At 69.8% G+C, this 13185-nt stretch carries 14 protein-coding genes; all 14 read left to right on the forward strand.

The annotated features are described in order from the left end of the window. The first annotated feature begins 33 nt into the window (after positions 1 to 33). The 14 genes from P9K36_RS03660 to plsY all read left to right on the forward strand — a co-directional run bounded on the left by P9K36_RS03660 (position 34) and on the right by plsY (position 13163). Positions 34 to 858: a succinate dehydrogenase iron-sulfur subunit gene (locus tag P9K36_RS03660; protein WP_024831121.1), complete on the forward strand. Its 825-nt coding sequence runs from the start codon at positions 34 to 36 to the stop codon at positions 856 to 858. A 170-nt stretch (positions 859 to 1028) separates the two neighbouring features. Then, positions 1029 to 1613, forward strand: coding sequence for a protease inhibitor Inh/omp19 family protein (locus P9K36_RS03665; protein ID WP_043352132.1), 585 nt, complete (start codon positions 1029 to 1031; stop codon positions 1611 to 1613). 91 nt (positions 1614 to 1704) lie between these two features. After that, entirely contained in the window at positions 1705 to 3570 is a 1866-nt protein-coding gene (locus P9K36_RS03670) for an ABC transporter ATP-binding protein (protein ID WP_043755570.1), read from the forward strand. 182 nt (positions 3571 to 3752) lie between these two features. After that, positions 3753 to 4337: a ubiquinol-cytochrome c reductase iron-sulfur subunit gene (gene petA, locus P9K36_RS03675; protein ID WP_100793901.1), complete on the forward strand. Its 585-nt coding sequence runs from the start codon at positions 3753 to 3755 to the stop codon at positions 4335 to 4337. 13 nt (positions 4338 to 4350) lie between these two features. Next, the gene (locus tag P9K36_RS03680) at positions 4351 to 5637 is read left to right on the forward strand and encodes a cytochrome b N-terminal domain-containing protein (protein WP_043351447.1); all 1287 of its coding nucleotides are present in this window, start codon (positions 4351 to 4353) and stop codon (positions 5635 to 5637) included. 18 nt (positions 5638 to 5655) lie between these two features. Further along, the gene (locus tag P9K36_RS03685; protein ID WP_043383665.1) at positions 5656 to 6567 is read left to right on the forward strand and encodes a cytochrome c1; all 912 of its coding nucleotides are present in this window, start codon (positions 5656 to 5658) and stop codon (positions 6565 to 6567) included. A 296-nt stretch (positions 6568 to 6863) separates the two neighbouring features. Further along, complete coding sequence (locus P9K36_RS03690; protein WP_043760730.1) at positions 6864 to 7739, forward strand: S-methyl-5'-thioadenosine phosphorylase; 876 nt, start codon at positions 6864 to 6866, stop codon at positions 7737 to 7739. An 84-nt stretch (positions 7740 to 7823) separates the two neighbouring features. Next, positions 7824 to 8411, forward strand: a complete 588-nt coding sequence (hisB, locus tag P9K36_RS03695; RefSeq protein WP_043755573.1) for an imidazoleglycerol-phosphate dehydratase HisB — start codon at positions 7824 to 7826, stop codon at positions 8409 to 8411. 67 nt (positions 8412 to 8478) lie between these two features. After that, positions 8479 to 8964 carry a DUF2628 domain-containing protein gene (locus P9K36_RS03700; protein ID WP_100793902.1) on the forward strand — a complete coding sequence of 162 codons (486 nt, stop codon included), beginning with the start codon at positions 8479 to 8481 and terminating at the stop codon, positions 8962 to 8964. Between the two features lie 19 nt (positions 8965 to 8983). Beyond that, positions 8984 to 9643, forward strand: coding sequence for an imidazole glycerol phosphate synthase subunit HisH (gene hisH / locus P9K36_RS03705; protein WP_043755574.1), 660 nt, complete (start codon positions 8984 to 8986; stop codon positions 9641 to 9643). 37 nt (positions 9644 to 9680) lie between these two features. Then, on the forward strand, positions 9681 to 10424 hold the full coding sequence (gene hisA / locus P9K36_RS03710; RefSeq protein ID WP_043755576.1) for a 1-(5-phosphoribosyl)-5-[(5-phosphoribosylamino)methylideneamino]imidazole-4-carboxamide isomerase: 744 nt from the start codon (positions 9681 to 9683) through the stop codon (positions 10422 to 10424). Positions 10425 to 10456: 32 nt separating this feature from the next. Next, the gene (gene hisF / locus P9K36_RS03715) at positions 10457 to 11260 is read left to right on the forward strand and encodes an imidazole glycerol phosphate synthase subunit HisF (protein WP_012317478.1); all 804 of its coding nucleotides are present in this window, start codon (positions 10457 to 10459) and stop codon (positions 11258 to 11260) included. Further along, positions 11257 to 12561 (forward strand): dihydroorotase, encoded by a 1305-nt coding sequence (locus tag P9K36_RS03720; protein ID WP_043755578.1) that lies wholly within the window; start codon positions 11257 to 11259, stop codon positions 12559 to 12561. The genes hisF and P9K36_RS03720 overlap by 4 nt, the downstream gene beginning before the upstream one ends. Continuing rightward, positions 12561 to 13163 (forward strand): glycerol-3-phosphate 1-O-acyltransferase PlsY, encoded by a 603-nt coding sequence (plsY, locus tag P9K36_RS03725; protein WP_043760737.1) that lies wholly within the window; start codon positions 12561 to 12563, stop codon positions 13161 to 13163. The genes P9K36_RS03720 and plsY overlap by 1 nt, the downstream gene beginning before the upstream one ends. The last annotated feature ends 22 nt before the right edge of the window (positions 13164 to 13185 follow it).

A 13185-nucleotide genomic window follows, 5' to 3' on the forward strand; every position in this document is an offset into this window, starting at 1 on the left:
CACGTCCTGCTCTAGCGGAAGCCGTCGAGAACCATGGCCCAGTTCAACCTTCCGAAGAATTCCCAGATCACGCAGGGCAAGTCCTGGCCGGCGCCTCCCGGCGCCAGGAACCTGCAGACCTTCAAGATCTACCGCTGGAACCCGGATGACGGGGCCAACCCGCGGATCGACACCTATCAGGTCGACCGCGAGGATTGCGGGCCGATGGTCCTCGATGCGCTCCTGTGGATCAAGAACAAGGTCGACTCGACGCTGGTCTTCCGCCGCTCCTGCCGCGAGGGCATCTGCGGCTCCTGCGCGATGAACATCGAGGGCCAGAACGCGCTCGCCTGCACGATGGGCATCGACGAGTGCAAGAGCCCCGACAACGCCCTGCCGGTCATGACCCGCAAGGACAAGGACGGGGCGATCCGGATCTATCCGCTGCCGCACATGCCGGTCCTGAAGGACCTCGTGCCGGACCTCACGAATTTCTACGCCCAGCACGCCGCCATCGAGCCCTGGCTGCAGACCGAGACGCCGGCCCCGGAGAAGGAGTGGCGCCAGACTCCGGAGGACCGCTCCCGCCTCGACGGTCTGTACGAGTGCATCCTCTGCGCGTGCTGTACCACGTCGTGCCCGAGCTACTGGTGGAACGGCGACAAGTTCCTCGGCCCGGCAGCCCTGCTGCAGGCCTATCGCTGGCTGATCGACTCGCGCGACGAGAACACGGGCCACCGCCTCGACGGGCTGCACGACCCGTTCCGGCTGTACCGCTGCCACACGATCATGAACTGCGCCAACACCTGCCCGAAGAGCCTGAACCCGGCTAAGGCCATTGCCGAAATCAAGAAGATGATGGTGGAGCGCACGCTCTGATTGCAGAGCCGGGCCACGTATTGAGGCCTGAAGGCCACACTGGGCCGAAAAGCCCGGCTCTCCGCAGCGGAGTCGTCTGCGCTTGAGAGGGCCGCCTTGCGGTCAGCGCAATTGGCACGGAGTCAGGGGCAAGCGCGTACGCGCCTCCAAGCCTGACCCAAAGTGGACCGATGCTGCGCCCGAGCCTGTCGACGTTCGCCGTTCTCTGCCTGGGCGCCAGCCTCGGCGCCTGTGCCTCGAGCCGCCTGGATGGGCCGCGGACGCGGGCGCCGTCGCCGCAGGCCTCCCTGGACACGGTGCCGGCCATGCCGTCGGGCACCGTGACCGCAGCCCCCCTGGCGCCTCCGCCCGGCGTGGCCGCGAGCCCCGACGCGCCGCCCCCGCCCGGTGCGCAGGCGGCCGCGCCGCCTGCCGGTCCAACGGTGATCGCCGAGCCGGTCGCCCCGCCGGCGCCGCCGCCGCCGGTCGCCACCGGCGGTCGCTCCTCCGTGGTCGGAAGCTGGGATGCCCGCGATGCCACCGGAGCGAATTGCAAGGTGACGCTCTCGAGCACGCCGGCCCTCGACCTCTACAGGGCGACGGCGACGGGCTGCCCCAACAAGGATCTGGCCCGGGTCTCGGCCTGGGACTTCCGCGACGGGGAAGTCTACCTCTACCAGCCGGGCGGCTCCGTGGCGGCGCGGCTGCGCCAGGGCGGCGGCGGCCTGGAAGGCGCCCTGACCAAGTCGGGCGCCGCGCTGGCCCTGAACCGCTGAGACCCCGCGGCGGCGCGACCACTCCGCACGGTTGGCGCGGGGCCGGTCGCGCTTACATGAGGGGCTCCCGCCGCGTCACGCCCCCGTAGACATGTTCCTCGATTGGCTTGAACGCCGCGTCGACCCCTTCGCGCCCTTCGACGAGGCGCGGATGCCGCCGCGGTCGATCCTCGGCTTTGCCTGGTTCTACCTGCGCCCGATCCGCGCCGCCCTGGCGGCCCTGTTCGTCATCGCGGTGATCGCCGGCACGGTCGAGGCCTCCCTCTACCTCGTGATGCGCTGGTTCATCGACCTGCTCGGCTCGGCCGATCGGGCGACGGTGCTGTCGGACCACGCGGTCGAACTCGGCCTCGTGGTCGTTCTCATCGCGGTGGTGCGTCCGCTGTCGATCTGGGCGCACGAGGTGCTGTCCAACCAGCTCATCGTGCCACAATCGACCAGCCAGATCCGCTGGCGGGCGCATCTTTACACCCTCGGGCACGCGCTTTCGTATTTCCAGGGCGACTTCTCCGGCCGTCTGGCCAACCGCGTCGTCCAGGTGGGCCCGGCGGTGCGGGAACTCGCGGTCGTCTTCATCGACACGCTCCTCTACGTGGCGATCTACGCGATTACGGCGGTCGGGCTGTTCAGCGCGATCTCGCCGTGGCTCGCCGTCCCAGTGCTGCTCTGGATCGCCGCCTACGCCGCCCTGACTGCGTGGTTCGTGCCCCGGGCCCGGGCGCGCTCGCACAAGACCGCCGACACCCGCTCGACGCTCATCGGCCGGATCGTCGACAGCTACACCAACATCCTGACGGTCAAGCTCTTCGCCCGCGACCGCGAGGAGCGAGCCGCGGTGCAGGACGCGGTGGACGTCCACACAGCCGCCTATCTCCACCAGTTCCGGCTGGTGACCCTGACCACCAGCCTGCTCGGACTCCTCAACAGCACGCTCCTGATCGCAACCGGTGCCGCGTGCCTCATCCTGTGGCGCGACGGCGGCATGACCACCGGCGAGGCGTCGGCGGGTCTCGCCCTCGTGCTGCGCCTGATCGCGATGTCGGGCTGGGTCATGCAGACCGTGCGCGGTGTGTTCGAGAATGTCGGCGTGGTCCAGGAGAGCATGCAGACGATGGCCCGGCCGCACGCCCTGGTCGACGCGCCGGACGCGCAGTCCCTCGTCGTCACCGGCGGCGAGATCCGATTCGAGGAGGTCGGCTTCCATTACGGACGCGGCGACGCGACGGTCATCGAGGATTTCTCCCTGACGATCCGTCCCGGCGAGAAGGTCGGGCTGGTCGGCGTCAGCGGCGCGGGCAAGTCGACCCTGGCGGGTCTGCTCCTGCGCCTCTACGACGTGGAGAGCGGGCGCATCCTGGTGGACGGCCAGGACATCGCCGCGGTGACTCAGCAATCGCTGCGCGAAGCCATCGCGATGGTCAGCCAGGACACGTCGCTCTTGCACCGCTCCATCCGCGACAACATCGCCTATGGCCGCCCTGGCGCCAGCCAGGCGGAGATCGAGCGGGCGGCCCGGCTGGCGCATGCGGACGCGTTCATCGCCGATCTCGTCGATCACAAGGGGCGGCGGGGCTACGACGCCCAGGTCGGCGAGCGCGGCGTCAAACTCTCCGGCGGACAGCGGCAGCGGATCGCCATCGCCCGCGTCATGTTGAAGGACGCCCCGATCCTGATTCTCGACGAGGCGACCTCGGCCCTCGACAGCCAGGTCGAGGCGGCGATCCAGGACTCCCTCGACACCCTGATGGCCGGCAAGACCGTGCTGGCCATCGCGCATCGCCTGTCGACTATCGCGGCCCTCGACCGGCTCGTCGTCATCGACCGCGGCCGAATCATCGAGGAGGGGACCCACGCCGAGCTGGTTGCCCGCGGTGGCGTCTATGCCGGATTGTGGTCGCGCCAATCCGGCGGCTTCCTGGATGACGGGACGGCCCGATACGACAGCGTCGTCGCGTGAGCGCCGCACCGGCAGGGTTACCGGCAACATACCGCGACGATCGCGGGTCGACCTTATCGACGCGCCGCACACAGCGGCTTGACTCGGGGGCGGCAGACGGTCTCATTGCTCAGATTAGAACCATAATGCTTTGTTCCTGGATAGAGCCGGGACGAGGGCACCTGCGGCCCTGACGCCGACGCATGGAGTTCCGAACCTTGGCGAACACATCAGCCGCCGCTCCCGCGGCCTCTGGTCATGAGGGCAGCCGCCGTGACTTTCTCTTCCTGGCGACCGGCGCCGGGCTGGCGGTCGGGGCCGCGGCCGCGGCTTGGCCGCTGATCTCCTCCATGGCGCCCGATGCGGACACGATCGCCGCCGGGGCGCCGATCGAAGTCGATCTGACGCCGATCCAGGACGGCCAGATCGTCAACGTCTTCTGGCGCGGCAAACTGATCTTCGTGCGCAAGCTCACCGCCAAGGAGGTGGGCGACATGAAGGCGGTCCCGCTCTCGGCGATGATCGACCCGGCCGCCTTCCCGACGCGGGTCAAGAACGGCCACGACCAGTGGCTGGTGGTCTACGGTAACTGCACGCATCTCGGCTGCGTGCCGATCGGCCACCAGGGCAATTTCGAGGGCTGGGCCTGCCCGTGCCACGGCTCGCAATTCGACTCGGTGGGCCGCGTGCGCCATGGACCCGCGCCCATCAACTTGCCGATCCCGCCCTACGCCTTCGAGACGGACACCAAGATCCGGATCGGCGAGGGCGGCAAGGAAGCGGCCTGAGGAGGACGGAAGCATGAGCGGAACGGCCAGCACCTACGTCCCCAAGAGCCGCGTAGCCAAATGGTTCGAAGCGCGCCTGCCCATCGCCGGGCTGGTGCACTCGTCCTTCATTGCCTACCCGGTTCCGCGGAACCTCAACTACTTCTGGACCTTCGGGGCGATCCTCGCCGCCTTCCTGGGCATCCAGATCGTCACCGGCGTCTGGCTGGCGATGCACTATGAGCCTTCGGCGACGGGTGCCTTCACCTCCGTCGAGAAGATCATGCGCGATGTGAACTATGGATGGCTGCTGCGCTACGCGCATGCCAACGGCGCCTCGATGTTCTTCGTGGCCGTCTACGTCCACATGTTCCGCGCGCTCTACTACGGGTCGTACAAGGCCCCGCGCGAGGTGCTCTACATCCTCGGCGTCGTCATCTACCTGCTGATGATGGCCACGGCCTTCCTGGGCTACACGCTGCCCTGGGGCCAGATGAGCTTCTGGGGCGCCACCGTCATCACCAACATCCTGGCGGCGATCCCGGTGGTCGGCGACACGATCCAGACCCTGCTCTGGGGCGGCTACTCGGTGGGCAACCCGACCGTGAACCGCTTCTTCTCGCTGCACTACCTGCTGCCGTGGATGATCGCCGGCGTGGTCGTGCTGCACGTGTGGGCGCTGCACGTCACCGGCCAGAACAACCCGGCCGGCATCCCGATCAAGTCGGGCAAGGACGCGGTGCCGTTCACGCCCTACGCGACGATCAAGGACGTCTTCGCCACCTGCGTGTTCATGATCCTGTTCGCCTGGTTCCTGTTCTACCAGCCGAACTTCCTCGGCCACGCCGACAACTACATCCAGGCGAACCCGGCCGTGACGCCGGCGCACATCGTGCCCGAATGGTACTTCCTGCCGTTCTACGCGATCCTGCGTGCGGTCCCGAGCAAGCTCGGGGGCGTTATCCTGATGTTCTCGGCGGTGATCATCCTGGCCTTCGCGCCGTGGCTCGACACGTCGCGGATCCGCTCGTGCAACTACCGGCCGCTCTACCGCCAGTTCTTCTGGGTGTTCATCGGCGCGACCCTGTTGCTCGGCTGGCTCGGCTCGCAGCCGCCGGAGGGGGGCTACGTGCTGGCCGCTCAGGTCTGCACCATCTACTACTTCGCGCACTTCCTGATCGTCATGCCGCTCTGCGGCCTGTTCGAGACGCCGAAGAAGCTGCCGGGCTCGATCCTCGAGAGCGTGACCGGGCCGGGCAAGCAGGTGAGCGGATCCGGCATGCCGGCGGGCGCTGCCGCCGCACCGACCACCAAAGGTTGACGGGCTGACGACAGGACCATGATGATGACCCGCGTCCTCTCGACGACCGCCGCGGCCGCCCTGGCGGCCCTGCTGATCGGCGCCGTGCCGGTCTCCGCCCAGGAAGGGCATGGCGGGCCGATCCCGGCCCGCGTGAACTGGAGCTTCGCCGGCGTGTTCGGCCGCTTCGACACCGCGCAGCTGCAGCGCGGCTTCCAGGTCTACAAGGAGGTCTGCTCCGCCTGCCACTCGATGAAGCTGGTCTCCTTCCGCAACCTCGCCCAGGAGGGCGGACCGGACTTCACCGCCGGGCAGGTGAAGGCCCTCGCGGCGACCTATCAGGTGAAGGACGGCCCGAACGATGCCGGCGAGATGTTCGAGCGGCCCGGCCGGCCCGCCGACACCTTCCCGCCGCCCTTCCCGAACGATCAGGCCGCAGCGGCGGCCAACGGCGGCAAGGCCCCGCCGGACTTCTCGGTCATCGCCAAGGCGCGGACCTTCTCCCGGGGCTCGCTCTACTTCCTGACCGACTGGCTGCCCTTCGTCGGCTACTCGGAGCAGGGCCCCGACTACATCCACGCCCTGCTCAACGGCTACGAGGAGCCCCCGAAGGACTTCGCCCTGCCGGAGGGTGGTCACTACAACAAGTACTATCCCGGCCACATCATCGCGATGCCGCCGCCGATCACCGACGGGCAGGTCTCCTACCCGAAGAACGATCAGGGCCAGCCGGTCGTGCCCGAGACGGTCGATCAATACGGCAAGGACGTCTCGGCCTTCCTGATGTGGGCGGCCGAGCCGCACATGATGGACCGCAAGGCCCTGGGCTTCCGGGTGATCCTGTTCCTCATCATCCTGTCGGCACTGCTCTACTACGTGAAGAAGAAGATCTGGGCCGATGTCGGCGGCGAGGTGCACGGCCTCCAGCCGGAGCTGCACAAGACCTACTGAGGCGCGCTGCCGCGATCGACGAGATGGATGGGCTCCCGAAAGGGGGCCCATCTTTTTTGGGCTGGATCGCCATGTTAACCCGTGGCCACCGCGACGATCGGCTGGACGGAAGCGGGTTGCTCCATCCCTCAACTTCATCCTGAGGTGCTGCGCAGCAGCCTCGAAGGACGGCTCCCGAGATCGTTGCAAGTTCTGGAGCCCTCCTACGAGGCCTCCGCTTCGCTCCGGCACCTCAGGATGAGGTGGCGGATGGATCAGGCGGCCGTTATGCGCTGCGCGACCAGGGGAATACCTTCATGACGGCAGCGGTCCTCGGAGTGATGGGCGGGTCCGGCGTCTACGACCTGCCGGGTCTCGAGGACGTGCGCGAGGAGCGCGTGGCGTCGCCCTGGGGCGAGCCCTCGGACGCCCTGCGCATCGGGCGGATCGGCGAGACCAAGGTCGTGTTCCTGGCCCGGCACGGGCGGGGACACCGGCTCTCGCCGTCGGGCATCAACTACCGCGCCAATATCGACGTCCTGAAGCGGGCCGGGGTCACCGACCTCGTCGCCCTCTCGGCCTGCGGCTCGTTCCGCGAGGAGCTGCCGCCGGGCCTCTTCGTGCTCGTCGACCAGTTCGTCGACCGCACCCACGGGCGCGCCACCTCGTTCTTCGGCGACGGCTGCGTCGCCCACGTGTCCCTCGCCCATCCGGTCGGTCCGGGGCTGCAGGCGCGGATCGCCGTCGCCGCGAAGGCCGAGGACATCGCGGTGCATCGCGGCGGCACCTATGTCTGCATGGAGGGGCCGCAATTCTCGTCGCTCGCCGAATCCCGGGCCTACAAGGCTCAGGGCTTCGACGTGATCGGCATGACCAACATGCCCGAGGCCAAGCTCGCCCGCGAAGCGGAGATCACGTACGCCACCATCGCGATGGTCACCGACTTCGATTGCTGGCACCCGGGCCACGACGCGGTGGACGTCGCCTCGGTGATCGCGGTCGCCCGGGCCAACGCCGACAAGGCGGCGCGGCTCGTCGCCCGTCTCGCCCGCGATTTCCCGGCCGAGCGCGAGCCGTGCCCGGCCGGCGCGCACCGGGCGCTCGACGGCGCGATCATGACGGCGCCCGCGGTCCGGGATCCGGCATTGCTCGCCAAGCTCGACGCCGTGGCGGGACGGGTCCTCAACGGGTAGCCGGCCGCCCTTTCCATTCGGCGGCGAGTCCCTCTAGAAGGCGCGGGCGGCCGCGGCCGCCCCAGACGCGAAGTCCAGACCGAAATGCGCAGCGCCTCCATCAGCCGGAAGACCGCGGAAACCGATATCGCGGTCACCGTCCATCTCGACGGGACCGGGCGATCCAACATCGCCACCGGGATCGGCTTCCTCGACCACATGTTGGATCTGCTGGCGCGGCACGCCCTGTTCGACCTGGACGTGAAGGTCGTGGGCGACCTGCATATCGACCAGCACCACTCGGCCGAGGATTGCGGCATCGCCCTGGGCCAGGCCTTCGCCAAGGCGCTCGGCGACAAGCGCGGCGTCACGCGCTACGCCGACATCCACCTGCCGATGGACGAGGCGCTGACCCGGGTCTGCGTCGACATCTCGGGTCGCCCGTTCCTGGTGTTCCGCACCGCCTTCCGCGTGGAGAAGATCGGGAGCTTCGACACCGAGCTGGTGCGCGAGTGGTTCCAGGCCTTCGCGATGAATGCCGGCCTGACCCTCCACGTGGAGACTCTCTACGGCGACAACGCCCACCACATCGCGGAGAGCTGCTACAAGGGGCTGGCCCGGGCCTTGCGGAAGGCCGTGGCGATCGATCCGCGGGAGGAGGGGCGCGTTCCCTCCACCAAGGGCTCCCTGTAGACCTGTTGTCGCCGGGCGCCCGGATCGGCCACGCGGCCGTCGCGGCGCACGCTGTCGGAGTTTCGCGATGCGGATGCGCAGCTACACGCTCCACCTGCCGGCCGATGCGCGGCCGGGCGAGTCGGTCGAACTCGACCGGGCCGTGCTGGTGCGGGACGGCTTTTCCTGGCCGGCCTTCGCCTTCACAGTGCTGTGGTTCCTGTTCCACCGCCTCTGGATCGCCGCCCTGGTCGTCCTCGTCGGCCTCGTCGCATTGGCCGCGGCCGGCTTCGTGCTCGGGTTGCCGACCGGTGCCGGCTTGATCGTCTCCCTGCTGGCCGCTTGGCTGATCGGCCTCGAAGCGTCGAGCCTCCGCCGCTGGACCCTGGCCCGGCGCGGCTGGCCAGCGCGTGACGCGGTCATCGCCGCGACGCCCGAGGAGGCCGAGGCCCGGGCCCTGAACCGCTGGCTCGAAGCCAGCCCGACAACGCCGCGGGCCCCGTTCCCGAGCGGTCCCAGCCGGCGGTCCGAGTCGGTGATCGGGCTGTTCCCCGCCCAGGAAGGCGCCCGGTGAGAGTCCGGGTGAGACGCGCATGAGCACCGAGACCGTCGCGATCATCGATTACGGGTCGGGCAACCTCCATTCCGCCGCCAAGGCCTTCGAGCGCGCCGCCCGCGAGAGCAGGCGCGATGCGCGGATCTGCCTGACCTCGGATCCGGAGGTGGTGGCCGCGGCCGACCGCGTCGTGCTGCCCGGTGTCGGCGCCTTCGCGGATTGCCGCCGCGGGCTCGATGCCGTCCCCGGCATGGTCGAGGCGATGACCCAGGTCGCGCACGAGGCGGGGCGCCCGTTCCTCGGGATCTGCGTGGGGATGCAGCTCCTGGCGACCCGCGGGTTGGAATATACCACGACGCCGGGCCTCGGCTGGATTCCCGGCGATGTCGGTCCGATCCGGCCGTCGGATCCGACCCTGAAGGTCCCCCATATGGGCTGGAACACCCTGCGGACCGAGCGCGACCATCCCCTGCTCGCCGGCATTCCCACCGGCGACGACGGGCTGCACGCCTATTTCGTGCACAGCTACGCGCTCAATGCGGAACGCCCGGACGACGTGGTGGCGCGCGCCGAGTACGGTGGCCCGGTCACCGCCCTCGTCGCCCGCGACAATGTCGCCGGCACGCAGTTCCACCCCGAGAAGAGCCAGCGGCTGGGCCTCGCGCTCATCGCCAACTTCCTGAACTGGCGCCCGTGAGCGCCGTTCGGCCCAGGCAAGAAGGACAGAAGCGCCCGTGATCCTGTACCCAGCGATCGACCTGAAAGAGGGGCGTTGCGTCCGCCTCATCCAGGGGGACATGGCGCAGGCCAAGGTCTTCGGCGACGATCCGGCCGCACAGGCCGCGATCTTCGAGGCGCAGGGCTTCTCCTGGCTCCATGTGGTCGATCTCGACGGCGCCTTCGCGGGCGCGCCGCGGAACGCGGAGGCCGTCGACGCCATCCTCGCGCGGGTGAAGATCCCGGTCCAGCTCGGCGGCGGCATCCGCGAGATGAAGACCCTGGAGGGCTGGCTGAGCAAGGGCGTCGCCCGGGCGATCATCGGCACCGCGGCGGTGCGCGATCCCGGCTTCGTCCGGGAGGCCGCCCGCAAGTATCCGGGCAAGATCGCGGTCGGGATCGACGCCAAGGACGGCCGCGTCGCGGTCGAGGGCTGGGCCCAGACCTCCAGCATGACCGCGGAGGAGCTGGGGCGCCGGTTCGAGGACGCGGGCGTCGCGGCGATCATCTACACCGACATCGCCCGCGATGGCATCCTGAAGGGCCTCAACGTCGAGATGACCCTGGCACTCGCAGAGGCCGTGCGCATCCCGGTGATCGCCTCGGGCGGCCTCGCGTCGATCGACGACGTGCACCGGCTGCTGCAGCCGGATTGCGCGCTGATCGCCGGCGCGATCACGGGCCGGGCACTCTACGACGGCCGCATCGATCCGGAAGCGGCCCTGGCGGCGATCGCTGCGGCGCGCGGCCCGGCCGCGTGATAGTCTGAGGCCTGCGATATGAGACGGCGCCCGTGCTGAAGACCCGCATCATCCCCTGCCTCGACGTGAAGGACGGGCGCGTCGTGAAGGGCGTGCGCTTCGAGGGCCTGCGCGACGCCGGCGATCCCGTCGAGGCCGCCAAGGTCTACGACGCGGCCGGCGCCGACGAGCTGTGCTTCCTCGACATCACGGCGAGCCGAGAGGCCCGCGGCACGCTGCTCGACATCGTCAGCCGCACCGCCGAGGCCTGCTTCATGCCGCTCACCGTGGGCGGCGGCGTGCGCACCGTCGAGGACGTCCGCGCCCTGCTGCTGGCCGGCGCCGACAAGGTCGCGATCAACACCGCGGCCGTGAAGGATCCCGACCTCGTGGCCCGGGCCGCCGAGAAGTTCGGCGCGCAGTGCATCGTCGTCGCGATCGACGCCAAGCGCGTCTCGCCGCCCGGCGCGCCGGCCGCCTGGGAGATCTTTACCCATGGCGGCCGCGACCCGACGGGGATCGACGCCGTGGCCTTCGCGCGGCTGGTGGCCGAGAAGGGCGCCGGCGAGCTGCTCGTGACCTCCATGGACAAGGACGGCACCCGCTCCGGCTACGACCTCGCGCTGACGCGGGCGATCAGCGACGCCGTCACCGTGCCGGTGATCGCCTCGGGCGGCGTCGGCGGCCTCGACGACCTCGTGGCCGGCGTGGCCGAGGGCGGCGCCAGCGCCGTGCTGGCGGCCTCCATCTTCCATTTCGGGCAGGCGAGCGTCGCCGAGGCGAAGGCGCACATGGCGGCGGCCGGCCTCGCCATGCGCCTCGACGGCCCGGCCTCTTCCGCGAGGGCGCCCCTGTGAGCAGCTATCTTCTGGCGAACGCCAACCTCCTCGATCCCGAAACCGGCCGCGAGACCGCCGGCGCGGTGCTGGTACGGGACGGCCGCATCGCCGACATCGCCGCCGGCGCGGCGCCGGGTGCCCCGGCCGACGCGAAGCGCGTCGATTGCGCGGGCCGCGTGCTGACCCCCGGGCTGATCGACATGCGCGCCTTCGTGGGCGAGCCGGGGGCCGAGCACCGCGAGACCCTGGCCTCGGCGAGCGCCGCGGCGGCCGCGGGCGGCGTCACGACGCTCGTCTGCATGCCCGACACCAACCCGGTGATCGACGAGCCGGCCATCGTCGATTTCGTGCTCCGCCGCGCCCGCGACACGGCGAGCGTCAACGTCCTGCCGGCGGCCGCCATCACCAAGGGGCTTGCCGGCCGGGAGATGACCGAGTTCGGCCTGCTCAAGGAGGCCGGCGCGGTCGCCTTCACGGACGGGCTGCGGGCCGTGGCGAACGCCCAGGTGCTGCGTCGCGCCCTGACCTATGCCCGGGATTTCGACGCCCTGATCGTGCAGCACGTGGAGGAAGCCTCTCTCGTCGCCGAGGGCGTGATGAACGAGGGCGAGCTCGCCTCGCGCCTCGGGCTGATGGGGATCCCCCGCGAGGCGGAGACCGTGATGCTGGAGCGGGACATCCGCCTCGTACGGCTCACCGGCGCCCGCTACCACGCGGCAATGATCTCCTGCGCCGATTCGGTCGAGATCGTCCGGCGGGCGAAGCAGGACGGCCTGCCGGTGACCTGCGGCGTCTCGGTGAACAACCTCGTCCTCAACGAGAACGACATCGGCCATTACCGCACCTTCTGCCGGCTCTCGCCGCCCCTGCGCCACGAGACCGACCGGCAGGCGGTGGTGCGTGCCCTGGACGAGGGTGTGATCGACGTCGTCGTGTCGGATCACAACCCGCAGGACGTCGAGACTAAGCGCCTGCCCTTCGCCGAGGCGGCGGATGGGGCACTGGGCATCGAGACCCTGCTCGGCGCAGCGATGCGCCTCGTCCATACCGGCGACCTGGCGCTGCCCAAGCTTATCGCCGCGCTCACCGTGAACCCGGCGCGGGTCCTCGGCCGCGAGGCCGGCCGGCTGGCGGTCGGTGCCCCCGCCGACTTGGTCCTGATCGATCCCGATCTGCCCTACGTCCTCGACAAGCGCCGGCTGAAGTCGCGCTCCAAGAATTCTCCGTTCGACGAGGCGCGCCTCCAGGGCGCGGCGGTGCTGACGCTGGTCGGCGGTCGGATCGTCCACGCGGTCGACGATCTCGCGGCCGCCGCATGATGCTTCCCGATCTCGCGACCCCGGCCGCCCTCGGCGGCCTCGCCCTCGGCTACGCCCTGGGCTCGATTCCGTTCGGGCTGATCCTGACCAAATTCGCCGGCCTCGGCGACGTGCGGGCCATCGGCTCGGGCAATATCGGCGCCACCAACGTGCTGCGGACCGGCCGCAAGGGCCTTGCCGCGGCGACCCTGCTGGGTGACGCCCTCAAGGGAACTGTCGCCGTCCTGCTCGCCAAGAACCTGGGCGAGGGTGCGGCGCTCGCCGCGGGGCTCGGTGCGTTTCTGGGGCACCTGTTCCCCATCTGGCTCGGATTCAAAGGCGGCAAGGGTGTCGCGACCTTCATCGGCGTGCTCCTGGCCTTCAATGCCGCGGCGCTCGGTCTCTTTGCAGCGATCTGGCTCGGGCTCGCCTTCGTGCTCAAGTATTCGTCGCTGGCGGCACTTGCGGCATCCGCGGCGACACCCTTGGCCCTGTGGGCTCTCGGCGCGCCGACCCAAGCTTTGCTGTTCCTCATCTTGGCCGTGCTGCTATGGTGGAAGCACGCGCCCAACATCCGCCGGCTCGCAAACGGCACCGAGGGGCGCATCGGCCAGAAAGGCTGAGCGCACGCGCGCCACGCGCGGA

Origin of the sequence: Methylobacterium sp. 391_Methyba4 (genome assembly GCF_029691625.1) — a bacterium.
Lineage (GTDB): Bacteria > Pseudomonadota > Alphaproteobacteria > Rhizobiales > Beijerinckiaceae > Methylobacterium > Methylobacterium fujisawaense.

Coding starts and splice junctions, on each gene's coding strand:
- P9K36_RS03690 (WP_043760730.1), top strand. CDS start 6,864: ATGACGGCAGCGGTCCTCGGAGTGATGGGCGGGTCCGGCGTCTACGAC.
- P9K36_RS03685 (WP_043383665.1), top strand. CDS start 5,656: ATGATGATGACCCGCGTCCTCTCGACGACCGCCGCGGCCGCCCTGGCG.
- P9K36_RS03670 (WP_043755570.1), top strand. CDS start 1,705: ATGTTCCTCGATTGGCTTGAACGCCGCGTCGACCCCTTCGCGCCCTTC.
- P9K36_RS03680 (WP_043351447.1), top strand. CDS start 4,351: ATGAGCGGAACGGCCAGCACCTACGTCCCCAAGAGCCGCGTAGCCAAA.
- plsY (WP_043760737.1), top strand. CDS start 12,561: ATGCTTCCCGATCTCGCGACCCCGGCCGCCCTCGGCGGCCTCGCCCTC.
- P9K36_RS03700 (WP_100793902.1), top strand. CDS start 8,479: ATGCGGATGCGCAGCTACACGCTCCACCTGCCGGCCGATGCGCGGCCG.
- petA (WP_100793901.1), top strand. CDS start 3,753: ATGGAGTTCCGAACCTTGGCGAACACATCAGCCGCCGCTCCCGCGGCC.
- P9K36_RS03665 (WP_043352132.1), top strand. CDS start 1,029: ATGCTGCGCCCGAGCCTGTCGACGTTCGCCGTTCTCTGCCTGGGCGCC.
- P9K36_RS03660 (WP_024831121.1), top strand. CDS start 34: ATGGCCCAGTTCAACCTTCCGAAGAATTCCCAGATCACGCAGGGCAAG.
- hisH (WP_043755574.1), top strand. CDS start 8,984: ATGAGCACCGAGACCGTCGCGATCATCGATTACGGGTCGGGCAACCTC.
- hisB (WP_043755573.1), top strand. CDS start 7,824: ATGCGCAGCGCCTCCATCAGCCGGAAGACCGCGGAAACCGATATCGCG.